We start from the raw sequence: 25,678 nt of genomic DNA, 5'->3' as shown, positions 1-25,678 counted from the left end.
TGGAACCGTGTTACAACTGCATCTGGCGGCGAACGGCCTGCACCAGCCCTCCATCGCGCAGATCTTCTAACCGGTAGTAGGCGCCCTTCAGATGTTCAGCGAGTCGTCGCGAGAGACCGCGCTCGAAATTAGGGTGCTCGGTATCAATGACAATGGCGCGAATTGCGCGGGCGGCGATCATATCGGCGATCTGGTAGGCCTCCTGCTGCGGCGGCAGATTGCCGATGGCGACGTTGGCCTGCCCGTCGGTAAGCAGCACCATAAGCGGGATGATCTCCTCATCCTGGCGCCGCGCTCGCTCCAGCAGCTCAAAGGCGGTAAGCATCCCCCGGGACAGGGGCGTTTTGCCGCCGGTAGGCATGGTCTGGAGGCGTTTCTGAGCCAGTTCCACACTGCTGGTGAGTGGCAGCAAGACCCGCGCGTAATCGCGCTGGAAGCTGACCAGCCCCACCCGGTCACGGCGCTGGTAGGCGTCGCGCAGCAGGGACAGCACGGCGGCTTTGGTTTCACGCATGCGTTCTTCGGCGGCCATGCTCCAGCTGGCATCAACCACAAAACAGACGGCGTTGCGCGTCCGCCGCACCCGGACTTTCTGGCGCAGATCAGCTTTGCGGAGAAGCAGCCTGGGTCGAGGCAAGGCGATGGTATGGCTCAACTCATCGCGGCGCTTACGCTGGTAGACGGCGGCCTCACGCAGGGTGGCGTCGAGGGCCAGGTCGGTAACCCGATCAACGCGCCGGCTCTTGATATAGCGACCCTGCTTGCGCATGGTGCGGGTGCGTGAGCGTTTCCCGCCAGCTCTGCGCATATGCCGGTCGCTGGCGCCTTCGATCCGCCGAGCGCGGAAGAGGGCGCCGGTATCGTAGACCTTGCCGCCGCCGGTCTGCGAAGAGGCGGAATTGACATCGGCGCCGGCGGCGCCGCCCAGGAGCGCGCTCGCGCCGTTGCCCTGACCGGGATCATCGCCGCTCTCATTGCGATCAACCGGCTCGCCGCCTTCAGCCTTTTTTTTTAGCTCCTCACCAACGTTGCCATAGGCCGCCTCGCCACTGCGTTCGAGAATCTGGCTGATGCGCTGTTCATCGAGCTGGATTTCCGCGAACGGCTGGCGGCGCATTCGGTGGGGGAGAGCCAGTTCGGCGGCGATGCGAATGTCTTCGACCGTCACCCAGGTGCGGCCACGCCAGGCGGCGTGGGTGCGGGCGGTCTCGAGAATAGTCAGGTCAGCGCGATGGCCGTCAACGCCCAGCTCCAGGCAGAGACTGGCGACCGCGGCCATATCGCTGCGGCTGATCTGCACGGCAGGCAACATCTCGCGGGCCGCCACCACCTGGGCGGCCAGTTCGTCCTCTGCTCGCTGCCACTGGGCGATAAAGCCCTGCGGATCGGACTCGTAGGCCATGCGCCGCTCGATCACCGCCACACGGGAGGGTACATCGGTCAGGCCGGTCACTTCCACGGCCAGCCCGAAGCGATCAAGCAACTGGGGACGCAGCTCACCCTCCTCGGGGTTCATCGTACCCACGAGAATAAAGCGAGCGGGATGCGAAACGCTCACGCCTTCACGTTCAACCGTATTGACACCCATGGCAGCGGCGTCAAGCAGCAAATCCACCAGATGATCATCGAGCAGATTCACTTCGTCCACGTACAGCAACCCGCGGTTCACCTGCGCCAGCAGGCCTGGCTCGAAGCGCCGCCGTCCTTCGGTTATGGCATGCTCCAGGTCCAGAGCGCCGACCACGCGATCTTCCGAAGCCGAGACGGGCAACTCAACCAGGCGCGTAGGGCGCACCACGGCAGGCAACGGCTCATCGGCGGCGCGATTCTGGCAGACCTGGCACAGGCCAACCGGCCGCTCAGGCGGGCAGGAGTAGGGGCACCCTTCAACCACCGTAATCGGCGGGAGGAGCCGCGCCAGCGCCCGCACCGCGGTGGATTTGGCGGTGCCTTTCTCACCGCGAATCAACACACCGCCAACGCGCGAATTGATCGCGTTGAGTATCAGCGCGCGCTTGAGCCGCTCCTGACCAACAATCGCGGTAAACGGGTAGATTGGACGTTGGGAGGAAAGTGTCACGGCAATAAAAAATCTTCCAGCCCGGAGCGAGCCAGAAGCTCTAGCGACAACGCTCTAGAATGCGGAAACAGCCACGCCATGCAGTGACCGAGCGAACTGACCAGACACCTGACTACCGGCACGTCATGACGCAATGCCCCGGGCCTGCGACGTTGGATATTGTCTCATAAGGCAGGGTAAAAGTCAAATCGGCTATCGGGTGGAACGTGTTCACACTTCTCCTGGGAGCGAGGGCATCTTGCCCTCCAATCCTGACGAGGGCGGGACGCCCTCGCTCCCAGGTCTGCGCGGTTCCCCCAACTCTGAACACGTAACTATAGGCTCAGGGCGCAAGCCACCGGCTACGCTCGTGCTATAATGCGATTGTTATGTTGGGCTGAAGCATCGGTAAACGCCGGAGCAGGTCTGTGGGTTTCAATCCGCTCAACTCGCTGTTTGGAGCGTTCAGCCGCGACCTGGGGATTGACCTGGGCACGGCGAATACGCTTGTCCACGTCCGCGGCAAGGGGATCGTGATCAGTGAACCTTCGGTGGTGGCCATTGACGCCAAGACCAAGCAGGTTCACGCGGTAGGCGCCGAGGCCAAGGCTATGGTGGGCAAGACGCCCGCCAACATCATTGCCGTGCGCCCGCTGAAGGACGGCGTCATCGCCGACTTCGACGTGGTCGAGAAGATGCTGGCCTACTTCATCAAGAAGGCCCATGCGCACTCGGCTGTGCGTTTTATGGACCCGCGTCCCCGCGTGGTGGTCGGGGTCCCTTCAGGCGTCACCGAGGTGGAGAAGCGGGCCGCGCGCGACGCGACCCTCAATGCCAAGGCGCGCGAAGCCTATGTGGTTGAGGAGCCAATGGCCGCGGCGATCGGCGCGGGATTGCCGGTTGACGAGCCGATCGGCAGCATGATCGTTGACATCGGCGGCGGCACGACCGAGGTGGCGGTGATCTCCCTGGGCGGGATCGTCATCAATCACTCGATCCGCACCGCTGGCGATGAGATTGATGAGGCGATCATCCAGTTTGCCCGTCGGGAATACAACCTGTTGATCGGCGAGCGCATGGCCGAACGGGCCAAAATCGTCGCCGGCTCGGCCTATCCGCTCGAAGAGGAGATCAAAGTCGTGCTGCGCGGACGCGACCTGCTGACCGGGTTGCCCAAGGCGGTCGAGGTCAGTTCGGTCGAGCTTCGCGAGGGCATCGCCGGGCCGGTGAATGCGATTGTGCAGGAGGTGCGCCTGGCGCTGGAAGAAACCCCGCCGGAACTCGTCGCCGATGTGATGGAGCACGGCATCACCCTGGCCGGGGGCGGCTCGCTGCTCCATGGCCTCGATAAGCGCATCGCCGCGGAAACCAAAATGCCGGTGCATATCGCCGAGGACCCCCTCTCGTGCGTCGCCCGCGGCGCCGGAAAGATGGTGGAGAATTTCGGCCAGAACAAGGTCTATCAGGATATCCTGACCCGTAGCCAGAACACCCGCCGGCCGAAGTTGTAGGTTACGCGCAGGTTCCGGGAAAGTCCGGCTTTCCTGGGAACACGCGTCAACGCGTATGCGCGATTTTCTCGATGATCGCCCGCTCAAGCTGCGCCGTGAGCGGTCACCCGTACCCGCATCGCTGCGCCCGTTCGTCCTGGCGGTGGGGTTGTGTCTGCTGGCGGGAGCGCTGGTGTTCCTCGATCAGCGTGGCGTCATCACTCCCGCTCGCCAGATGCTGCAATCGCTGACAGCCCCCGTGGCCCAGCGACTCACGAGCCTGCGCGATGACATCGGGGCTTTCCTCAGCGCGCCGCGGGGCGCCGATGCCCTGAAGGCGCGGATTGCCGCCCTGGAGCGCGAAAACGGCGAATTGCGCAATCAACTCTTGCGCCTGGAGCAGGCCCAGGTCGAGAACGCCTTCCTCCGCCAACAACTGTCGATCCAGCAGGCGCATCCCTGGACGCTGCTTGGCGCCGAAGTGACGGTGCGCTCCCCCGACGCGGGCCGGCGCATGATCACCATCGCCCGCGGCAGCCGTGAGGGACTGCGGCCCGGGATGGCGGTGATCAGCCAGTTGCCCGGCACGCCCGCGGCTCTCATCGGCATTGTTGAGTCTACCGGTCCGCATGCCGCCGATGTGCTGCTGATCACCGACATTTCCAGCCAGGTGAGCGGCCGCGTGATCCACCAGGGCCGCGCCGAAGTGGGCCTGGTGCAGGGCCAGTGGCAACGCGGCTCCCGCCTGCAACTGGGCCAGATCACGCGCGATCTGCCGCTGGCCCCCGGCGCTGCCGTGGTCACCGCCGGATTGACCGGGGCGCTGCGCCTGCCTTTCGAACTGGCCGCCATCCCACCGAACATCCCGATTGGCAGCGTGGAGCGGGTGCGCTTGATTGACCAGCACCAGATTGCGGAGGTGCGGCCCTTCGTCGATCCCGACCAGGTGCGCTACGTGTGGGTGATACTCAGCCAAGACGATTAGAAGAGGCCCTGGCGCACGAGGCCGGCCGGATCGCCGGGTCGTTCGCCCTGGCATGCGTGCAGGTGACGCTCCTCGGTCTGCCAGGGGGCTTTACGTTGCCGCTCGTGCCGGTGCTGGCGATCTGCCGGACGTTGCTCGGCGTGAGCGCGGCCTTTCCCGATGTAAGCCTCGGTCGCGCCCTGCGCTGGGCGCTCTACGGTGGGCTGGCGCTCGACGTGTTTGCCGCGACGCCGCTGGGGGTCCACGCGCTGGCGCTGCTCCTAGCGGTTCTGGCCGTGGCCGCTCTAACGCGCCGTCTGCGTGTGGAGCGCCCCGCCGTGCCGTTGCTGGCCGTGCTCGTGGGGATGCTGATCTACGAGATGGTTCTGGCGCCGTTCCTGCAGCCGGGCCCGGTTGAGTGGCAAAGGTATCTGCTGGTGGTTGTGCTCCCCAGCGTGGTGGTAGCCCTGACCCCAACCCTGCCGCTGTTCTTTTTGCTGCGCCGGCTGCTGCGGAGCCAGTTGTAATCGATTGAGGGCTATGTCACGCCTGATTGTTCTGCGCGCGGCGCTGGTGCTGATCGTCGCTCTGTTCGTGATACGCCTGTACCAGATCCAGGTGGCCGACCACGAGAGCCGGCGCTACAGCGCCGATGTGGCCGTCACGACGCGGCGCTATGTTACGGCGCCCTCGCGCCGCGGCGAGATCTTCGCCTCCGACGGGCGCACCCTGCTCGCAGAGAGCGTGCCGATCTACAACCTCGCGGTTATCCCCGGGCGTCTGCCCTCTCGCAGCGCCGAGCCCGAACGGCGCGCCGCGGTGCTGGCGCGCCTGAGCCAGGTGGCGGGCCTGACCAGCACGCTCACCCTTTCACCCACCAGCGTCCTGGCAGAGCGGCCCGCCCTGCGCGCCGCTCTGGACGCGCTTCAGGCCCCGGCGCCTGGCGCCGGGGCGACGCTGAGCGTCATCATCGCCCCCGCCGATAGCCTGCGGGCGCTGGAACTGGTCCAGGCTCACGGCGATGTGCTGACCCTGAGCAATCCGATCGAGGAACTGCTGGCACGCCAGGATCTGCGCAACTACCAGGGCGTGGTCATTAAAGAAGACATTAGCCCCGAACTGGCCCTGGCGATCCGTGAAAACAGCAACTATTTGCCCGGCGTGGAGGTCATCGAAGCCTATCGGCGACGCTATCCGCTGAGCGGGGCGATCCCCTCGCTCTCGCACCTGCTGGGGTATACCGGGCGGATCAACGAATGCGAACTGGTAGCGGCCAATCCGGCAAGTTCCTGGCTTACGGCGCTGGTGGACGTGCTGGGTCACGCCGGGCGCTGCGGGTTAATTGTCAAACCCGTCGATCCCCCCAGCATCGGCTTTCCGCCCTATCAGGCGGATGACCGCATCGGGAAAGACGGCCTGGAAGCGGCATACGAGCGCGAACTGCGCGGCCGCCCCGGCGTTGAGAGCCTGCTGGTTGACGTGTTGCAGCGCCCCATCAGCCCGGTGGAGACCGTCCGCCCCGTGGAGCACGGCTACAACCTGGTGCTGACGATTGATGTGGCCTACCAGGCCGAGGTGGAGCGGATCCTGCGCCGCTGGATTGCCGAAGGCGAACAGCGCCGGCAGAACGCCCGCGAAGCCTATAAACGCGACTACGCGCCGATCTTCGCCGGGGCCGCCGTGGTGCTTGACCCGCGCGATGGGCGCGTACTGGCGCTGGTCTCGCTGCCGGCCTACGATAACAACATCTGGGTTGACCCGGCGCGCCGTGAGGAACTGCTGGCCCTGCTCACCAACAGCGACCCTGAGGCGCTGGCCGAGTTGCTTCGGCAGGCGCCCCTGACCAACCGGGCGATTAGCGGGCAGTATCCGCCCGGCTCGACCCTCAAACAGTTTGTCGGCGCAATCGCCCTGCAGGAGGGGGTGATCACCCCCGACACCCGCCTGCGGGACCCGGGAGTGCTCAAGCTGATCGAACGCAACGGCGCGCCCTTCGAACTGCCCAACTCCATCCGCAACCGCGACAATGGCGAACTGACGGTTATTGACGCCCTGCGGCTCTCCTCGAATGTGTTCTTCGCGTCGGTGGCCGGCGGCAACGATCAGGCCACCAACCTCGAGGCGCGCGCACTCCGCATCCGCGGCCTGGATATTGACCGGCTGGTGCAGGGGCTGGAGTGGTTCAACCTCGGACGCATCACCGGCATTGATCTGGCCGGCGAAGCTCCGGGCCTGGTGCCAACCAAAACCTGGAAGGCCCAGGCCAAACGTGAAGTCTGGACCACCGGCGACACCTACAATACCGCCATCGGCCAGGGCGACATGCTGGTAACGCCGCTGCAACTGGCAGTGGCAGCGGGCGGCATCGCCACCGACGGCGCCATCTATCGCCCGCATGTCGTGGCCGCCATCACCGACGGTAGCGGAGCCGTCGTGCGGCGCATCGGCCCCGAACTGCTTAACCGCGTCCCGGTGGACCCGGCCTTTCTGCAGGTCATCCGCGAGGGAATGCGCCAATCGGTGACAAATGGCCTGAACGTCGCCGCACGCGAGGAATGCTCCGGCCTGCGCATCGCCGGCAAGACGGGGACTGCCGAGTTCGGTCCTCTCATTAAGCGCCCCGACGGGCGCTTCGTGCGCCGGAGCCATGCCTGGTTCGTCGGCTTCGCGCCCTACGAAGATCCTCAGGTGGTGGTTGCGGTGCTGCTCGAAGGCGTGGGCGACCTCAACGACGGTTCTTCCACCATGGCCGTACCGGCGGTTACGCAGATGCTCCAGGCGTACTTCAGAACCGATCCCCCCGCCAACCCGCCCTCTTTCTGTCCGGCAATGCCGCCCGACCCGGCGCCCGCTCCGCAGACGGTGGGCCGTCAGGGATGACCCAGGATCGAAAAACCTGTCAGGCGGGGCAATTGCGGTGAGCACTCGGCTATCGGCGCCCTGCCTTGCTTATACCTGACAGGTTTGAATCCGGGTCCGGCGCCATGTCCGCCTCCGGCGGCGGGGTGCGGGGCCGGCGCGCGGCCCCGGCGGAGGGTCCGGGAGTCGCCCCAACCACTTTGCATCAATCCGGGTTTGCACCCGGTTGAGGTCCCGTGCGGCAGCGCCCTGTGCTATAATTCTCGAACAGTTCGCGTTCAAATCAAGCAAAGGCGCATGAGCGATCTGATCAACATCAAAGGTGGACGCGATGGTCTGCAAGTCCGGCTTGACGACAGCGCGGATTGGAGCACGCTGCTCGCGCAGCTTGAGCGGCAGCTAGCGCAGCATCAGAGTTTCTTCAGCGGCGCGCGGCTGACGATTGACGTCGGTGATCGGGCGCTGAGCGCGGAGCAACTCGCGGCGATGCTGGAACTGATGCAGCAGCACGGCGTACAGGCCGACGCGCTGGCGGCGCGGGCGCGCGAGAGCCGCAATGCCGCTCGCGCCGCCGGGTTGACCGCCCGTCCCCTCCCCCGCTACGCCGAGCCGCCCGGCGCGACGCCAGGCCCCACAGGCGGCGTCGAAAGCGAGGCGCTGTTTCTGGTACGCACGGTGCGTTCGGGCCAGGTGGTGCGCCACAGCGGCCACGTGACCCTGATCGGCGACGTGAACCCCGGCGGGGAGATCATCGCCGGGGGCAGTGTAGTCGTGTGGGGCCGGCTGCGCGGCTTCGTGCATGCCGGCGCCCTCGGCAACGCCGGGGCGCTGGTCTGCGCCATTGAACTGGCGCCCACCCAACTGCGGATTGCCGATCAGATCGCCGCCGGGTCGCGCGAAGCGCCACGCAGCCCGGAGATTGCGCGTATTGAGGACGGACAGATAGTGGTCGCGCCGTGGGAGGCCTTGAAGCGGTAGGAACCAGTATGCAGCGGTCCAACGGAGAGCATATGGGGCGGGTGATCACGATAACCTCAGGCAAGGGTGGCGTCGGTAAAACGACCACCACCGCGAACCTCGGCACGGCGCTGGCCCTGCAAGGCGGGCGGGTGGCGGTGGTTGACGCCGATATCGGGCTGAGGAACCTGGACGTGGTGATGGGCCTGGAAAACCGGATCGTCTACGACCTGGTGGACGTCGTTGAGGGCCGGGCCCGCCTGCGCCAGGCATTGATTAGAGACAAGCGCCTGCCCGAACTGTGTCTGCTGCCCGCCGCCCAGACCCGCGACAAAGACGCGGTGAGCCGGGAGCAGATGGTTGAACTGACCGAACAGTTGCGGCGCGAGTTCGACTTTGTGCTGATTGACAGCCCCGCCGGGATCGAAAATGGCTTTCGCAACGCCATCGCCGGCGCCGACGAGGTGATCATCGTCACCACTCCCGAAGTTTCGGCGGTGCGCGACGCTGACCGGATCATCGGGCTGGTCGAGGCCGCCGAGAAGGGGCCGCCGAGCCTGGTAGTGAACCGGATCAAGCCGCGCCTGGTCAACCGCGGCGAAATGCTCTCGGTGGAGGACGTGCTCGAATTGCTGGCGATTACGCTGATCGGCATCGTTCCCGACGACGAAACCATTGTTACGTCAACCAACCGTGGCGAAGCTGCGGTATATGACCATCAATCGCCGGCCGGTCGCGCGTTTCTCGACGTCGCCCGACGGCTGCGCGGCGAAGAGGTGCCCTTCCCCGCGCTCCAGGAGCAGCAGGGGATGCTGGAACGCTTCTTCGGCATCTTTGGGCGCCGCCGTTCCTGAGGAAAGGAGCGACCATGGGCTTCTTCGAGAATCTGTTTGGGGGTCGTCGCGACCGCAGCGCTTCGCTGGCCAAGCAGCGCCTCATGATGGTGCTGGTGGACGACCGCTATAAGCTCACGCCGGAAACGCTTGAGCGCATGAAGGTGGAGATTGCCGAGGTGCTCTCCCGCTATCTCCCACCCGTTGATGCCGAGCAGATCGAGGTGAAGATCCTCCGCGGCGAGGCCACCGACTACCTCAAGGCCGATATTCCACTCAAGCGCGGACAACCGGATGTGGGGTAAGAGGATTTTGGATTTTAGATTTTGGATTATGGATTGGGATGGGGGAAGTTGAAGGCGCTTGATGTTGTGCTAATGCCCGCACGTAACCTCAAAACTCCAAATCCACAATCCCAAATCCAAAATCCAAAATCATTCTTCGGGGTGAACGAGCCAGGTTATGCTGCAATTTTCGTATGACCCGGAGGCCGGGTCGCTGTACGTCTACTTTACCGAACTGGAGGAGGGGCAGGCCGTCGGGGTGCTGGAGTACCCTGCCGCGCTGCTGCTCGACGCCCAGGAGCGGATTATCGGGCTGCGCCTCGATCTCGACGACGAGATCGCCCTCGGGCAGCTCGAACTGGCCCTCGATGGCGAGTATGAGCGCCTGGACACGAACACCGGCCAGCTCACGCTGCGGGTCGTCGAGGAGGAACCGGCGCGGGTGCTGCCGTTGCCGGAGACGGCCATCCTCGACCTCGACGGCGATGAGACGGTGCTGGGGGTGGAACTGACCCTCCCCGCCGAGCTGCGAACGCCCGCGGCCCTGGAACGCCTCGCGCCCCTGATGTTGCCCCTTGAAGAGGCGCCCGCGGGCGGCGAAGGGCCGGTGGTTTTCACCCTTCCGCCGTCCCAGGTCCCTGCAACCGAAACGGTGGCCGTCGCTCCACCGGAAGCGGCCGCGGGCGAAGCGCCGCCGCCAGTCACCCGCTCGGGCTTCGTGGCGCTGGTGGGCAAGCCCAACGTCGGCAAGAGCACCCTGCTCAACGCCCTCCTGGGGCAGAAAGTGGCCATCGTCTCGCCTCGCCCCCAGACCACCCGCGTGCCAGTGCGGGGCATCCTCACCCGACCGGGGGCGCAGATCATCTTCGTGGATACTCCGGGCATCCATCAGCCGAGCCATGCCCTGGGGCGGCTGATGGTGAACCTGGCGGAGCGGACCCTGCCCAACGCCGATGTGATCGGCTTCATGGTTGACATCAGTCAGCCGCCAAGCCAGCTCGACCGGCGCATTGCGCGGCAGGTGCAACGGGCGCGCGGGCGCAAACTGCTGATCCTCAACAAGGTTGACCTGAAGCCCCGCGGCCAGCGCACCTACCTGGAAGATTACCGCAGCCTCGGCCCCTGGGAACAGGAAATTGCCATCTCGGCCCTCAAAGGGCTGGGCCTCGCCGCCCTGCTGGAAGAGATCGTCGCGCGGCTGCCCGAAGGCCCGCTGCTCTACCCGCCCGATCAACTGACCGATCAGAGCGAGCAGCACCTGGCGGCGGAGTTTGTGCGCGAGAAGGTGCTCTACTACACCCAGCAGGAGGTGCCCCACGCCGTGGCGATTGAAGTGGAAGAATGGGAGCCACGGGAAGGGGTCACGTACATCCGCATGACCATTAATGTCGAGCGGGAGGGCCAGAAGCGGATCATCATCGGAGCCGGGGGCGCGATGTTGAAGAAGATCGGCAGCGCCGCGCGTCAGGAGATTGAGCGGCTGATCGGCGGGCCGGTGTACCTCGACCTGTGGGTGAAGGTGCGCCCCCACTGGCGCGATGATGTGGCCGCCCTGGGATGGCTGGGCTACCGGGCCAGAGACTGGCGTTGATGCAACAAAATCGCCTTTGCGGGCGTCCCTGAATCGGAACCGGGACGGGGCCGCGTGAGAGTTGCTCACGAGCGGCCCCTGTGCTACGCTGGAGGCAGAGATGGCGCCAAACATCCGTCTGGCCGGGGAAGCCGCCGCCCGCACCGGCGCCCCACGGAGCGCTATGGCCGAGGTAACCCAGATCCTTTGCCCCTTCTGCCTCAAAGCAAACCTGCCCCACGCCCGGTTCTGCCAACATTGCGGCCGGGATGTGGTGCTTAATAACGACGGCGCGAGCAACGATCCCCGGCGCTACCGCATCACCCGCGTGATCAAAAAGGGCGGCCAGGGCGCGGTCTATGAAGGGGTGGACCAGCACGGCCATGTGTATGCGATCAAGATGATGCTTGATCGCATGGACGACCCCAGGGAGCAGGCCGAGGCGGTGGCCCGCTTCAACGCTGAAGCCGAGGTCCTGCAGAACCTCAACCATCCCGCCGTGCCGCGGGTTTACAGTCACTTCACCGACGAAGGCCGGCACTATCTAACGATGGACTTTGTGCGCGGCGAGGATCTGGAGCAGATTATCGAGCGTGAGCAGCGCATTCCCGAGGCCCGGGCGCTGGCCTGGGCCGACCAGATCTGCGACGTGCTCGAGCATCTCCACGCGCGGGGCGTAATCTACCGCGACATGAAGCCCTCGAACGTGATGATCGATCACGATGGCGGGGTGAAGGTGGTAGATTTCGGCATCGCCAAGCTCTTCAACCCTGCCGAGCGCGGCACGCAGATAGGCACCCCCGGCTACGCCCCGCCCGAACAGTACCAGGGTCTGGCCACACCGCAGTCGGATGTGTATGCCCTGGGCGCCACGCTGCATCATTTGCTGACGGGGCGCGACCCGACGGAAGAGAAGCCCTTTTCGTTCCCGCCAGCGCGGGACCTGGTCCCGTCAATTTCGCAGCGCACCAATGACGCCCTCGTGCGCGCGCTGCAATTCAAGGCCGACGACCGCTTCGCCACCATCGCCGAGTTTCGCGCCGCCCTTAACCCGCAGGGCGAGGCCCTTCCTCCCCAGGTGCGCGTGGCCCGGCCAACGGTGCTCCTCTCAGCCTCGGCAGCAGACCGGACGGCCCCGCCGCCCGTGGTCACCTCGCAACCGGCGCCACCTGCAGTCAAGCCTCCACCCGCACCCGCAGCGGCCATCCCTCCTCCCCCTTCGCCCATTGCGCCAGCGGCACGGCCGCAGCGCAACCCCTTCGCGCGGCTGGCAACGACGTTCCTCGCTCTGGCTCTGGCAGGCGCGGCGGCCCTGGGCGCGTATGTCTACACCCAGCGGCCGGCGTGGGCCGAGCCTTACGTTGCGCCACTGCTGAGTCCATTTCCCACCACGCAGCCCGACACTACCCCAACCGGCGTGCCGGCTATTCCCCGTCTGGCGACCTTTGACCTCGAAGTGACTGTGCCTGAGAGCGCCGGCCCTGCCGACGTGCGCGCCGAACTGATTAGCGCCTTCGAGGAGCGGGCCAGGGTCGCGTTCGGCCCAAATGCCCGTCTTAACCCTAATGCCCCGCCTACGCCCATCGGCGAGCCGCAGGTGGTGGCGCGCAAAAACGGGCAGGTCACCTACCAGGCCAGGATGCAGGGTTACGTGTATATGCCCTGATCGTCCCGTCCGTGCCGGGTAGCCCGAAACCGGCAAGTGATCCTACCCGGACAGACGGTGACCCCTATGATACAATGCGTCATAGGAGTCCGTTCCCCTTTTCACGATCCGGGCCCCGGCGCCGGGAGCACAGTCCGGCCACGTAGCAGGCCCAGAACGAGGAGGTTCGTGCATGCAGCCGCGAGAGTTCATCATGCCGGCGCACATGGTGGTCGGTTCACAGGCCCTGGAGCAGGTAGGCGCGCTGTGTCAGAAGCGCGGCTGGAAGAAGGCTCTCATCGTCTCCGACAGGATCATGGCTAGCCTGGGGCTGGTGGCGAAAGTGGAGTCCCTGCTCAAGGAGAGCGGGATCGGCAGCGCGGCGTACACGGGGGTGAACACCGAGCCGGTGGTGGAGTACGTGCAGGAAGGGCTGAACCTCTACCGCGCCGAGGGATGCGATTTCGTGGTGGCCGTGGGCGGCGGCAGCCCGATTGACACGGGCAAGGCCATCGCGGTGCTGGTGACCAATCCTGGCTCGATTGAGCAGTACAAGGGTATTGGCAAGATCGCCGCGCCCGGCGTGCCCCTGGTGGCCATCCCTACCACTGCAGGCACCGGCAGCGAGGCGACTATCTACACGGTTATCACCGATCAGAAGACCGACGTGAAGATGCTGATCGGCAGCCCCTACCTGATGCCGACCATCGCCGTGGTTGACCCCATGCTCACCGTCTCCTCGCCGCCGGGGGTGACCGCCGCCACCGGGGTTGACGCGCTAGTGCACGCGATCGAAGCCTACGTATCGGTGAAGCGCCAGCCGATGACCGACATCTTCTGCCTCTCGGCGATCGAGCTGATCAGCCAGAACATCCGCCAGGCCTGGGCCAACGGCAACAACATCGAGGCCCGCGAGAAGATGATGCTCGGCGCTTTGCAGGCAGGGATCGCCTTCAGCAACTCCTCGGTGGCCCTGGTGCACGGCATGTCGCGGCCAATCGGCGCGCACTTCCACATCGCCCATGGCGTGTCGAATGCAGCCCTCCTGGCGGTAGTGACCGAGTTCAGCCTGATCGGCGACCCGGTGCGCTATGCGCACGTGGCGAAGGCCATGGGAGAGCCTATCGAGGGCCTCTCGATGATGGCCGCCGCCGACAGGGCCGTGACGGCGATCCGCCGGCTGGTCAAGGACATCAAGATCCCCTCGTTGCGGCAACTCGGCGTCGAACGGGAACGGCTGCTGGAACTGGCGCCCTCCATGGCCGACGCGGCAATTGACAGCGGCAGCCCGGCCAACAACCCGCGCAAGCCCACGCGCCAGGAAATCATCGAACTGTACCAGCTGGCCTACGACAACGAGTAGGCAATATGCAGGGGCTCGCCCGGCAAGGTCGAAGCATGGCTGCGCCCATGCTTCAGCCCGACTTCCGGGAAGTCCCTGCTCTCCCCAACTGAGGGCCGGTTTTCACTTCAGGATTCTGACGCTCTATACAAGGGGTTCACAACCATGAGCGTAACAGGTTCGGGCCGGCTTGCCGGCAAAATCGCCCTGATCACCGGCGGCGCTGGCACGATAGGCACCGAGATCACCCGGCGCTACCTGGAAGAAGGGGCGACCGTGATCATCAGCGGGCGCGACGAGCCGAAACTGCAAACGCAGCGCCAGGCGCTGCTGGCTGAGTACGGGCTTGATCCCTCCCGGCTCTTCGCCATTGCGCTGGATGGCAGCGATAGCGCCGCGGTACGGGCGGGGATCGCCGAGGTCGTGGCGCGGTATGGCAGAATTGACGTGCTGGTCAACAACGCTGGCAGCGAGGGAGCGCGGCAGCGTCTGGCCGATATTCCGCTGCGGCGCGACGAACTGCGCGAGGGCGACAGCGAGACGCTGGTGGACAGTATCGGCAACGTGCTGGGGATCGCCTGGAACTTCATGCGCGCGGCGGCGGCGCATCTGCCGCCCGGAGCCAGCATTATTAACATCTCGACCATCTTCTCGCGCACGGAGTACTATGGCCGCGCCGCCTACGCCGTGCCTAAAGCGGCTCTGAACGCGTTGACGCAGGTCGCGGCGCGGGAACTGGGCGCGCGGGGCGTGCGGGTCAACCTGATCTACCCCGGCCCGATTGAAAGCGAGCGCATCCGTAACGTGTTCCGGCGCATGGATGAATTGCAGGGCCAGCCTGAACATTCCACCGCCCAGGCCCTCTTCGCGCGCATGCGCCTCAGCCGCCCTGGCCCCGATGGGCAACTGGAGAAGAGCTTCCCTACCACCCTCGACGTGGCCAACGCCTGCGTCTTCCTTGGCTCCGACGAAGCTGCGGCGCTGAACGGCGAGGCGATCGAGGTCACCAATGGCATGGAGGTGGTGGAGGAGAGCCGAACCACTTTCACGGCCCGGCCCAGTCTCCGCGCAGTGGACGGCAGCGGACGGGTGATCCTGGTCTGCGCAGGCGACCAGATCGAAGACGCCATGGCCCTGACCGGCGCGCTGCGCTCCTGCGGGGCCGACGTGGTGCTCGGTTTCCGTTCGCAGGCTACGATTGCCCAGCTTGAACAGATCCTCGAAGAGAGCCGTCGCTTCGCGGGGGCCAACTACACGCCCCCCGTGGCGCTCTACCTCAACCCCAACGAGCCGGAGAGCGTCCGCGAGGCGCTGACGTGGATGCATGACAACACCGGCGGCCCTCACAGCGCGGTAATCCTTCCGGCCACCAGCGCCAGCCGCGGGACGTCAGTGTGCGACGCGCCAGACGAAGCTGCCCGGGCCTTCCTGGAGGAAGAACTGGCCGGGCTGGTGGCTCTGGCCTCTCAGCTCTCGCGCCACTGGCAGAGCGTCAGCGTCACGCCCGGCGGCGCGGCCTACCCGCCGCGGGTGATCTTCCTCAGCAACGGCGACGACCGCGCGGGCAACGTCTTTAGCGACATCCTGCGGGCGGGGGTCGAACAACTGGTGCGCATCTGGCGCCACGAAGCCGAGGTGGACTACCAGCGGGCCGCGCCCGATGTCCAGGCGCGGCTGCTGCCTCCGGTATGGGCCAACCAGTTGGTGCGCTACGTCAACACCGAAGAAGAGGGGCTGGATTTCGCCTGCGCGGCGATTGCCCAGTTGCTGCTCAGCGACCGCAAGATCAGCGAGGTCAACCTGTACCTGCCCGAGCAGATCGTTGCGGCCACCGGAGCGCGGCGGCCTTCCTTTGGCTGGGCCGAGAGCCTGATCGGCCTGCACCTCGGCAAGGTGGCGCTGATTACCGGCGGGAGCGCCGGCATCGGCGGCCAGGTGGGGCGCCTGCTGGCCCTGAGCGGAGCGCGGGTGATGCTGGCCGCTCGCGACCGAGCCAAGCTCGAACAGATGCGCAAGTCAATCGTCCACGAGCTTGAAGAAGTGGGCTACAATGACGCCTCCTCGCGCGTACAGATCTACCCCGACTGCGACGTGGCCGAGGAGGAGCAACTGGTGGCCCTGGTCGAGCGCACCATCGCCGTCTTCGGGCAAATTGACTACCTGCTGAACAACGCGGGCATCGCTGGCGAAGAAGAAATGGTGCTGGACATGCCCCTCGAAGGCTGGCGCCACACCCTCAATGCCAACTTGATCAGCAACTACTCGCTGATCCGCAAGATCGCGCCATTGATGAAGAAGCAGGGCAGCGGCTACATTCTGAATGTCTCCTCGTACTTCGGCGGCGAGAAGTACGTCGCCATCGCCTACCCCAATCGCGCCGACTATGCGGTGAGCAAGGCGGGCCAGCGGGCCATGGCCGAAGTGATGGCGCGCTTCCTCGGCCCGGAGGTGCAGATCAACGCCCTGGCGCCGGGGCCGGTGGAGGGCGACCGTCTGCGCGGCACCGGCGAGCGGCCGGGCCTGTTCATGCGCCGGGCGCGGCTGATCCTGGAAAACCGGCGTATCAACGACCTCTACGCCGCGCTGATTGAGACCCACCGGGAGAGCGGCCTGCCGGTGGTCGAGTTGCTGCCTTACCTGAGCAGCAACAGCGTGCGCGCCCTCGAAGGCGCGGATGTGCCGGCGCGCCTGCGAGAACTGGCCCGGACAATTGCGAAAGAAGGCGACCCTGGCGCTTCGTCCAGCACCTACCTGATGAACCGGAACATTGCCGAAAAACTGTTGACCCGCCTGCGCACCGGAGGCTATCTGGGTGTTGAGCAGGAGCGCCTGGCAGCGGTCGGCGCCGGCGGCGAGAGCCGGACGGGCGCCAGGGCGGACATGCCCGGCGTCACCTCGCTGGTGGAAGCGGTGATGAACGGGGCAGCCCCGCCCGAACCCTTCTTCGCCCGCGCCCAGATCGAGCGTGAGGCGCGCAAGGTGCGCGACGGGATCATGAGCATGCTCTACCTCCAGCGCATGCCCACCGAGTTCGACGTGGCGATGGCGACGGTGTACTATCTGGCCGACCGCAACGTCAGCGGCGAAACCTTCCACCCCTCGGGCGGTCTGCGCTACGAGCGCACTCCCACTGGCGGCGAACTGTTCGGCCAGCCGCCCGCCGAGCGCCTGGCCCGGCTGGTCGGCGCGACGGTCTACCTGATCGGCGAACACCTGGAAGAGCACCTGGAGTTGCTTGCGCGGGCCTACCTGGAGCGCCACGGCGTCCGGCAGGTGGTGCTGATCACCGAGACCGAGGCTGGCGGCAAGCGCCTGACCGACCGGTTGAACGACCATGCCGAAGCCGGCCGTGTGGGATTGATCGTCGCCGGGAGCGATCTGGAAGGGGCCATGGATCGCGCCATGGCTCAGTATGGGCGACCGGGGCCGATCGTTTGCACGCCCTTCCGCGATCTGCCTTCCGTGCCGCTGGTGGGCCGGGCTGACAGTGACTGGAGCACGGTGCTCAGCGAGCAGGGCTTCGCCGAACTGTGCGAACAGCAACTCACCCACCACTTCCGCGTCGCCCGCAAGGCCAGCCTGATTGACGGCGTCGCCCTGGTGCTGGTGACCCCCGAAACCACGGCCAACTCCAGCACCGAACAGTTCGCCCTGGCGAACTTCGTTAAAACGACCATGCACGCCTTCACCGCCACCATCGGCGTCGAGAGCGAACGAACGGTGCACCGCATCCTGGTGAACCAGGTAGACCTGACGCGGCAGGCGCGGGCCGAGGAACCGCGGAGCGACCGCGAGCGGCAGCAGGAGCTTGAGCGCTTCGTTGACGCGGTGCTGCTCACCACCGCCCCGCTGCCGCCGGAGGAGGATACGCGCTACGCGGGCCGCATTCACCGCGGGCGGGCGATCACCGTGTGACGCGAGGTTTCGCCGCGCGGCACCACGCCTGAGGAAGAGGGGCGGAAGGAGGCAACTTTCCGCCCCTGCCGTTAGCAAACGAGCAGATCGGGAAAGCCTGGCCCTCACCGGCATAGCCGGGAGGGCGCGGTCTTGTCACACCTTCCCTTATAACCGAGGGAGGAGGCAGGAGATCTTTGCTCCCTCGCCTCCTCCCTTTTCATATTATGTCGGGTTTCCATATGGCGGCGCTACACCACAACAGAAGGGGCGGAGCGTGTCCGGGAGGGCTTCGCCTTCCCAGAGCCTTTCCCGACCAGGGCTGCAAGGAACCTTGAAATTCCCCCTCCAACCGGCTATGTTGCGGGTGACTCAGAGACATTTTTTTCGTCTATATTGGGTAAGACAGGCGCCGTTTTGGGGGCGCTCCGTCCCTGGCAACGCACGGTGTGACCGCCCGCGGGCATAGAGCCGGACAAAAGCCTCTGCCAGCAAAGCAAAACCTTCAGACAGAAGGGATGGGAACACGTTATCATGACGTTAGCACAACCGCACGAGCGCCGCACACCGCAAGTGGAACTGCCAGCGGCGCGAGCAGGACGCGAGGAGAATCCAATGAGTGAAGAAAGGAAGCAACCGCCCGCAAAACAGCGCCGCCGGACGCGCCATGAATGGGATGCCCGGCGCATCCGCGCCCTGCGCGAATACATGGGGATGACCCAGCAACAGATGGCTGATGAACTGGAGGTCCGACAGCAAACGATCAGCGAATGGGAGACCGGCGTCCATCGCCCCCATCGCTCCACCCAGAAAACCCTCTCAATGGTGGCCGAACGGGCCGGCTTCGTGTATCAGGCAGAAAACGAAGAGGAGAGCGAGAGCAGCAACGAGAACACAACAAGCGCAGACGGTGCTGCACCAGTTGGGGCTTGACATTTACACGTTAACGTGTTAAACTCAACCTGAAACAGACGGAGGGGATGGTTCCTCTATATCCCTGATATAGTCGGCAGGGTTTGGGAGGGCAAGACTCTCCCAGGCCCCCTTCTGAGACAACATCGGATGATGCGGGCAACCTGCGCCCCTGCACACCGAAGAAGCGCGGTCAGGAAGCCAGCTTCCTCCCAGGAACCCCTCTGCACATTCCGTCTACCCCTACCTTCGGCACCCAGGGATCTCTGAGGCGCCGATGAGCACGTCAGGAGACGTGCTTTTTCTTCCGACATGATTATCCGTTTTCGTGTAAATTTGGACGGTAAGAGAAGCGCGGCACGCCGCATCACGGTCATCGCACCTTATGGAACCCGGGCGCGGGAGGTCTGCGGACCTTTGAGGACGGGGCGCCCTGCCAACGGCAAGCCGCAACCGCAGGCGCGTGGGAAGCATCCTGTCAACGCCACATATAGACAAGGCGCCGATATGAAAAAGCAACTGCCAATCTCTTGCGGTGAACTGCGGCGGCTGTATCTGGAGGAAGGGTTGAGCATGGCGACACTGGCGCGGCAACTAGGGTGCAGCGCGCCGACCATCGGGCGACGGCTGCGGGAGTGCGGCGTTGTGACGCGCTCGGGACGCTTTGAGCGGCGAGAGATACCCCGCGAGGCGCTGGCGCGTCTCTATCTGGAGGAACGGCTACCGTTGCGGGTGATTGCGGAGCGACTCGGCGTCAGTGTAGGCACGGTGAACAACTGGCGGCGCGCCTGCGATCTGCCGGGTCGGCGCGCTTCCCGCCGAGGCGCGGCGCCGCGTTCGAGCGCGGCGCCTTCCGAAACGCCATGGTAGAGAAAACTCTTTGCACTTTTTCGCGGCGCACGGGCCATATACGCCGTAACAGCGCGGCGTTATTCACAACGATTGTTGACCCTTGACACTACGTGTGCTAGAATAACCGCGAGATGGAGGGCAGATTGCCGGGCAATACCGAAATCGTGTTTTAATGAGGAAGGATCGGGCATGGCGGAGCCAGACAGCATCCTGCAACTGGGCATCGAAGCCGCACGCGATAACAAGAAAGAGGAAGCGCGTCAACTCTTTCGCCTGCTGACCCGTCAGGAGCCTACGAATGTACAGGGCTGGCTGTGGCTGGCCGGCGTCGCCGAGAACCGCGAAGAGCGCCAGGCCGCGCTGGAGCGGGTGCTGGAGCTGGATCCAGACAACGAAATGGCTATCAAGGGATTGAAGGCCCTTGGCGTGCATCCTGCCACGCCTGCCCCATCCGCCCCGGTTGAGCCGGCGCCCGCCCCTCCAGTCGCAGATGCAACGCCCGCCGCAGCGGCGAGCGCCGCCTACGAGTACGAAGACGACGCCTTCGCCGAGCTTGACAGCCTTTCCGAAGCCATCGCCGCCGACACTTCCGGCCCGGTGCGGCGGGTCGAGAGCGCAGCCGCGGCTGAGGAGCGCACAGCCACCGCGACGGGGGCTGCCGCAGCGAGCGCCGCCACGGGCGCCCGCCAGCCTGTCGGCAGCCGACAGGCATCCAGGCGCTCAGCTCAACGTTCAGCGCGCTACGTGGAAGAAGACGAACTTGAGCCAGCGCGTAGCGGGATCAGCCCTCTGCTGGCCTTGCTGATTTTCCTTGTCGGTCTTGGCTTGATCGGCTTGCTGATTGCCTTCCTCTTCCCCGATCTTCTCGGCGGCGGTCAGGCGGCCGTCACGGGCAACGCTCAGACTGCCGCAGCGCAGACGGCCCAGGCTGGCCCGGCGCCCACTATCGGCGCCTTCCCCGGCGGCGTCCCGCAGGCAACCGCCGGAGCAGAAGCCTCACCCGTCGCGCCAGGCGCGCCAGGGACGGAGACCACGCCAGGGGCGGAGGCCACGCCGGGGACACAGGGGGCTCCCACGACCGAAGGGGCGCCCGGCGCGCGGCCCGCGCCTACCACCGCGGGTCCTCCTGCTGGCGAGACTACGGCCCCCGCTCCGACAGCCGCTCCACCAGCCGATGTCAGCGGGGCCAGTCCAGCGCTTGTGCCTGCCAATACGCCGCTGCAGAGCCAGGGATGGCTGTACGACTTCAACCAGCCGACCTTTGCGGCCTCCATCGTGGGCAATCTCGGTCAGTACGCTCCTAAGAACGGCCGTTTCGTGGTCGTTCTGGCCTTCGTCGTGAATAACACCGGAACCGTGCAGCCTGTACCCAGCAGCTTCTTTGTGCTTAAAGACGCGCAGGGCCGCGTCTGGGAGGCGCGCCCTGAAGTCTCGGCCGCCTACGTCGTGCCTGGAGTGAACGCCGATCTGGCCCATACCCAGCCACTGCCGCCCGATGGCCTGACGCGGAGCGTGGCGATCGTCTTCGATGTGGCGCCCGATGCCACCGATCTGATCTTCTTCGCCCGGAGCAATCCCGGCCAGGGCTGGCTCGTCCTGCGAAGCGTCTGACCATCGCTCCACACCTCCACACCTCCACACCATCGAATCGCGGAGGCATGGAGGTGTCGAGCAAGGGAACAAACGGATTGACAAGCCAGGGTGCACCTCGTGAGCCAGCCCTCCCCTCCCAGGCCAGACCTCGACAAGTTGCTTGCGCTGGCCAGCGATCTGGCTCAGGGTGGCAACACGGGCAGCGCCCGTACCCTCTTCAACGCCCTGACCCGCGAATATCCCCGGGATGCGCGTCCCTGGCTCGGTCTGGCAGCCGTTGCGACCTCGCCCGATGAACGGCGGATGGCCCTTGAGCGCGTTCTGGCCCTCGATCCGGAGAACGTCTACGCCCGGAACGCATTGCAACGCCTGACGGAGCAGAACGGCCGGTCAGGCGCAACTGCCGCGATCTCGCCAACGAGTCTGCCATCTCCGCCGCACCCCACGTCCGAGGAGACGCCGGTTACGGCGAGGCGGGCCGCTGGCACAGCAGCCGCGCCGCCTGAACCGGCGGAGGAGGAGCGGACGCGAAGCTCGTTTCCCCTCCTCGATGCGTTGATGAGCGGGGTCATCCTGATATTGCTGCTACTCCTGGGCGTCGTCATCGGGCGCGCGCTGCTCGACGGCCGGCAGGCGGCCAACCCTCCCGCAGCGCCAACGATGCCGGGCAACGCGCGAGACGCGCCCAACACCGCGGTTCCGAGCGGCGCCGCAGGAGCGCTGGCCGCGCCCTCTCCCCGCTCGACCGCCGGCCCTGATCGAACGCCGCTCCAGGTCACGCCACCACTGCCCGGTCCCACACCCGGCGAGCCAGCGGCGCTTCCCGCACCGACCCTCGCCGCGCCTCCCACGATTCCGCCTGCGCCAGCGTCCCTACCCCTGGGCACGGTCGTGGATCACGATGGCTGGAGTATCACTCTGCTGCGGCCTGACTATGCCGTCACTCTCGACGGCGCGATCGGCGACCTGCGCCCCTCAGGCCGGTTCGTGCTGGCCGTTGTGGCCGTCAGCAACAACCAGCCGCAGCCGCGACGCCTGCCGCCCGATCTGTTCCTGGTGCGCGATGCCAGCGGACGGGCGTACACGCCGGTTCCAGGGGCCTCAAGCGCCTACCTGGCGCTCTATGAGCGCGCCCGGCGCGGCGATCTGGCTCTCGAAGACGAGTTTGCTCCTCATAGCGGTATGCGTAGCGTCCCGCTCCTGTTTGACGTTCCACCCGATGCCCAGGGTCTGGCGCTCCTGGTATCCGGTGCGGGCCCTGCTGGCTGGCCCATCGGAGAAGCGACCCCTCCCGTCACCTCTGGCCCCTAGTGTCATCACCGATTGCGGACATCGTAGAGCAAGGGCGACGCATCCGCACGAGATCGGCATAGTGCGGATAGTTGACGCTGCCTGAACGCTCTGGTACGCTGAAGACGGGCTGCGAGGCTCCATTCGTGCAGCGAGCGATCATTCACCGCATGCGAAGGGGGTTGACTATGGGGCGACCGTTGACCTCGCCGGTGGCAGCGTCTGAGCGACGGTTTTCGCCGGTCGCGCTACTGGCTCGAGGCTACGATTGGATTGCCGCGCCCCACCGGCGCCACGCCGCCGAACAGGCGATGGTGCAGATCGCGGCCTGGGGTCTGCTGCTGCATCTGGGCCTGATCGCCCTGGCGTGGTTCATCGGCGGGCCGCTCGAGAACCTGGTGGGGCGCAACTGGCTGGCGGCCCTGTACACGCCATTCGCCGCCATTCTGATCTTTGAAGTGCTGTTGCTCGTGCTGGCCATACCCGAGTCGACCACACGGGCCATGGCTTTGCAGTTTCAGATCATTTCGCTGATCGTTATTCGAAATGGTTTCAAGGATCTCGCCAGTCTGGAACATCTCGGCAGTCTGCTGGAAGATCTGCAGGCCCAGATCCGCCTCGGTCTCGACATCGTTGGCGGGGTAGTACTGTTTGGCCTGGTATCGGTGTTTTACTGGGTGGCGGGGTGGCCATCGGCGCACCAGCAGGCGCTCCGCACACCCAGCCCGGTACTGGAGCGCTTCATCGAACGGAAGAAAGCGATTGCGTTCGTCTTGAGCCTGGTGTTCGCAGCACTGCTGGGCAGCACGCTGATCCAGTGGGTGCGCGACGCCTGGGCCGCGCTGTCAGGGGTAGCTGCCACGCAGCCGTCTCTTTCGCCGACCACGCCGTTCTTCCAGACGCTGTTCGCGATCATGATTGTGGCCGACATCCTCATCCTGGTACTGTCACTGCAACTCTCGGACGCCTACCAGCAAGTGTTTCGCGGAGCGAGTTTTGTGCTGGCCACGATTCTGCTGCGGGTGGCGCTGTCGGCCGAGCGCCCCCTGCAGGTGGGGATCGCAATTGTGGCCATCCTGTTCAGTATCGCGATTCTGGCGATCTACAAAAAGTGGGCGCGCGACCCGTGGGAGACGCCCTCTGAGACGGACGCGGAAGCGCCTCCGCATGGCTGAGGCGCCGGCATGCCTGTGCCAGGCGCTCTACGTGTGAGGCGCCCTCAGGACGCAGTTCCCAGAATCTCGGCGAGCTGGTCGGCGGTCAGGGAAAAGGCCCGGGCAAAACCGCCGACGTAGCGAGCCGCCTGGGGTTCAAGGCGGAAGAGGGTGAAATCGGGAAAGCTGAACAGGTACTCCTGCTGGGGGAGGCGCGCCAGATAGGCCGCCCGCGCGGCGGGATAGGTCGGGTCATCGGCGGCCACGGGCATGGCCTGGCACTGGATGGTAACGCGAGCGAGCGCCTGGGGATCGCCGGCGCCTACATCGGGCTGCATCACCAGCAATGAGGCGCGAGGGTCAGCGCGCAGGTGCCGAGTATGGGCCGAGAGGCGGCTGACATGGATAATGAATGCCGGCCCGGCCCCGGCGCGCCATTCCAGGGCGTAGAGCACCATTGACACGAACGGCGCGCCAGCGTCCACTGTTCCCAGGGCGGCCTGGCGATGGGTAGTGATAAGCTCGCGGAGAGCTGCGCGATCTTCGGCTTGCATAGGCGCCTCTCAGGGGATATGGGATTGTGGTTTTTGGATTGCCGCATGCGGCGTCCTCGCGCGAGCTGGCGATGATGGGCATGCAGCGTATGCAACCGTCATGAAGGGAGCGGGATAGTCGCCGCTACCCGGGTGCCGCGTCCGATGGCGCTCTCAATGCCAAACTCGCCGCGGAGCAGCACCTCGATCTGCTGGCGCATGCTGGCGATGCCCATGTGCCGGCGAGCGTTCAGGTTGTTGAGGGTCTCGCTCACGTGGAAGCCGCTGCCATCATCTTCGACCAGGATCTGCAAGGTGTTCCCCGAGCCGTCGAGGAGCACCCGCACCTGGTTGGCATTGGCATGGCGCGCGACGTTGTTGAGCGCCTCTTGCAAGAAGCGGAAGATCGTCACCTCGTAATGGCTGGGCAGCCGCTGCTCCAGGCTCTGCACCAGCAGGTTGATCTCCAGGCCGCTCTTTTCGCCAAACTGGGACACGTAGCGGCGCAGAGTCGGGATGAGACCGAGATCGTCCAGGGTCATCGGACGCAGGTCGAAGATGAGTTTGCGCGTGTCCTGGAGGGTGGTGTTGATAGCCGTCTTCAAACCATTCAGTTCGGCGCGGGCCTGTTCCAGATCGTGATCGAGCAGACGCTGGCAGATCTCGGCCCGCAGCACCAGGTTGCTCATCGCCTGGGCCGGTCCGTCGTGCATCTGGAGGGAGATGCGCAGGCGCTCGCTCTCCTGGGACTGGATGATATTGGCGATCATTGAATCGGCATCCAGGCCGTTATCGGAGGCGAAGGTCGCACCGCGCTTGAGGGTGTCGCGCACCTCCTCCAGGAGCGCCACCACGTCGGCCAACTGGTTCTGGCGGGCGCGCAAGGCATCGCGGCGCAGTTGCATCTGTTCGAGCTGGCCGCGCATGATCTGGAGGCGCATCTGCACTTCCTGTGCAGCGGTGTAAAAGTTCTTGATCTCCTCCTTGCTGTAGCGGTCAAGGTTGACCTCCAGATCGCGCAGCCGGTTCGAGACCGCCAGCTCGCGCTGGCCGAGCTTCTCGACTTCTCCGGTGCTCTGACGCACCAGCACCTCAACTTCCTGCACCTCGCGGCGCGTGCGCTCGAGTTCTTCGCGGTAGGCGCTCACGAACTGGTCAATTTTTTCAGCGATCTCGGCTGTCACTGGTTCCTCCGGAAGGTTAGTGATTCAAACCTGGCTTGCAGTTTGGAGGCTGCGCCTCCTGCATTTCTGCCACTCCGCCCTCCTCTCAGGTGTGGGGTTTTTGAGCGAGAAGGGGTTTTCGGCATTCCAGCGCGCTTACGCCCCTCACCCTCCTGCCCGCCTCTCCCGCAAGCGGGAGAGGGAGGAGCTGGGCGTCCCAATGCCCCGGATGGCGCATGCGACGCGAGGATGCGCCGGAAAACCCTGCACCTGAGAACCTCCCC

At 65.5% G+C, this 25,678-nt stretch carries 19 protein-coding genes; 16 read left to right on the top strand and 3 right to left on the bottom strand.

The genetic code is table 11. The annotated features are described in order from the left end of the window. Nucleotides 1–10: 10 nt before the first annotated feature. Nucleotides 11–2,080, bottom strand: a complete 2,070-nt coding sequence (locus NZU74_10815; GenBank protein ID MCS6881817.1) for a putative cobaltochelatase — start codon at nt 2,078–2,080, stop codon at nt 11–13. 431 nt (nt 2,081–2,511) lie between these two features. On the opposite strand from NZU74_10815, the gene NZU74_10810 reads away from it, so the two are divergent. The 16 genes from NZU74_10810 to NZU74_10735 all read left to right on the top strand — a co-directional run bounded on the left by NZU74_10810 (nt 2,512) and on the right by NZU74_10735 (nt 23,719). Continuing rightward, complete coding sequence (locus NZU74_10810; GenBank protein ID MCS6881816.1) at nt 2,512–3,570, top strand: rod shape-determining protein; 1,059 nt, start codon at nt 2,512–2,514, stop codon at nt 3,568–3,570. A gap of 55 nt (nt 3,571–3,625) precedes the next feature. Next, entirely contained in the window at nt 3,626–4,534 is a 909-nt protein-coding gene (gene mreC / locus NZU74_10805; GenBank protein ID MCS6881815.1) for a rod shape-determining protein MreC, read from the top strand. Further along, complete coding sequence (gene mreD / locus NZU74_10800; protein MCS6881814.1) at nt 4,507–5,040, top strand: rod shape-determining protein MreD; 534 nt, start codon at nt 4,507–4,509, stop codon at nt 5,038–5,040. Before mreC ends, mreD begins: the two co-directional genes overlap by 28 nt. A 13-nt stretch (nt 5,041–5,053) precedes the next feature. Beyond that, nucleotides 5,054–7,393 (top strand): penicillin-binding transpeptidase domain-containing protein, encoded by a 2,340-nt coding sequence (locus tag NZU74_10795; protein ID MCS6881813.1) that lies wholly within the window; start codon nt 5,054–5,056, stop codon nt 7,391–7,393. A gap of 276 nt (nt 7,394–7,669) precedes the next feature. After that, nucleotides 7,670–8,350: a septum site-determining protein MinC gene (gene minC / locus NZU74_10790; GenBank protein ID MCS6881812.1), complete on the top strand. Its 681-nt coding sequence runs from the start codon at nt 7,670–7,672 to the stop codon at nt 8,348–8,350. Nucleotides 8,351–8,358: 8 nt separating this feature from the next. Continuing rightward, nucleotides 8,359–9,183, top strand: a complete 825-nt coding sequence (gene minD / locus NZU74_10785) for a septum site-determining protein MinD (protein ID MCS6881811.1) — start codon at nt 8,359–8,361, stop codon at nt 9,181–9,183. Between the two features lie 14 nt (nt 9,184–9,197). Continuing rightward, nucleotides 9,198–9,467, top strand: a complete 270-nt coding sequence (gene minE / locus NZU74_10780; GenBank protein ID MCS6881810.1) for a cell division topological specificity factor MinE — start codon at nt 9,198–9,200, stop codon at nt 9,465–9,467. A 157-nt stretch (nt 9,468–9,624) separates the two neighbouring features. After that, the gene (era, locus tag NZU74_10775) at nt 9,625–11,037 is read left to right on the top strand and encodes a GTPase Era (GenBank protein ID MCS6881809.1); all 1,413 of its coding nucleotides are present in this window, start codon (nt 9,625–9,627) and stop codon (nt 11,035–11,037) included. A gap of 100 nt (nt 11,038–11,137) precedes the next feature. Beyond that, entirely contained in the window at nt 11,138–12,682 is a 1,545-nt protein-coding gene (locus tag NZU74_10770; GenBank protein ID MCS6881808.1) for a serine/threonine protein kinase, read from the top strand. A gap of 172 nt (nt 12,683–12,854) precedes the next feature. Then, nucleotides 12,855–14,024 carry an iron-containing alcohol dehydrogenase gene (locus NZU74_10765; GenBank protein MCS6881807.1) on the top strand — a complete coding sequence of 390 codons (1,170 nt, stop codon included), beginning with the start codon at nt 12,855–12,857 and terminating at the stop codon, nt 14,022–14,024. A gap of 144 nt (nt 14,025–14,168) precedes the next feature. After that, complete coding sequence (locus tag NZU74_10760; GenBank protein ID MCS6881806.1) at nt 14,169–17,918, top strand: SDR family oxidoreductase; 3,750 nt, start codon at nt 14,169–14,171, stop codon at nt 17,916–17,918. 513 nt (nt 17,919–18,431) lie between these two features. Then, nucleotides 18,432–18,830 (top strand): helix-turn-helix domain-containing protein, encoded by a 399-nt coding sequence (locus tag NZU74_10755; protein ID MCS6881805.1) that lies wholly within the window; start codon nt 18,432–18,434, stop codon nt 18,828–18,830. A gap of 486 nt (nt 18,831–19,316) precedes the next feature. Then, nucleotides 19,317–19,679, top strand: a complete 363-nt coding sequence (locus tag NZU74_10750) for a DUF1804 family protein (protein MCS6881804.1) — start codon at nt 19,317–19,319, stop codon at nt 19,677–19,679. A 171-nt stretch (nt 19,680–19,850) separates the two neighbouring features. Next, the gene (locus NZU74_10745) at nt 19,851–21,272 is read left to right on the top strand and encodes a hypothetical protein (GenBank protein MCS6881803.1); all 1,422 of its coding nucleotides are present in this window, start codon (nt 19,851–19,853) and stop codon (nt 21,270–21,272) included. Between the two features lie 99 nt (nt 21,273–21,371). Next, entirely contained in the window at nt 21,372–22,565 is a 1,194-nt protein-coding gene (locus tag NZU74_10740) for a DUF4352 domain-containing protein (protein MCS6881802.1), read from the top strand. Between the two features lie 167 nt (nt 22,566–22,732). Beyond that, nucleotides 22,733–23,719 (top strand): hypothetical protein, encoded by a 987-nt coding sequence (locus tag NZU74_10735; protein ID MCS6881801.1) that lies wholly within the window; start codon nt 22,733–22,735, stop codon nt 23,717–23,719. 44 nt (nt 23,720–23,763) lie between these two features. Here the strand turns inward: NZU74_10735 and NZU74_10730 are convergent, their stop codons facing one another. Together NZU74_10730 and NZU74_10725 are read right to left on the bottom strand one after the other, a co-directional pair. Continuing rightward, on the bottom strand, nt 23,764–24,252 hold the full coding sequence (locus NZU74_10730) for a pyridoxamine 5'-phosphate oxidase family protein (protein MCS6881800.1): 489 nt from the start codon (nt 24,250–24,252) through the stop codon (nt 23,764–23,766). A 98-nt stretch (nt 24,253–24,350) separates the two neighbouring features. Further along, nucleotides 24,351–25,415, bottom strand: a complete 1,065-nt coding sequence (locus NZU74_10725; GenBank protein MCS6881799.1) for a sensor histidine kinase — start codon at nt 25,413–25,415, stop codon at nt 24,351–24,353. Nucleotides 25,416–25,678 lie beyond the last annotated feature (263 nt).

The organism is Chloroflexaceae bacterium, assembly GCA_025057155.1.
In the GTDB taxonomy this organism is placed as follows: Bacteria; Chloroflexota; Chloroflexia; order Chloroflexales; family Chloroflexaceae; genus JACAEO01.
The sequence above is the reverse complement of the archived record's forward strand: the minus strand, read 5'-3'. Positions and strand labels throughout refer to the sequence as shown.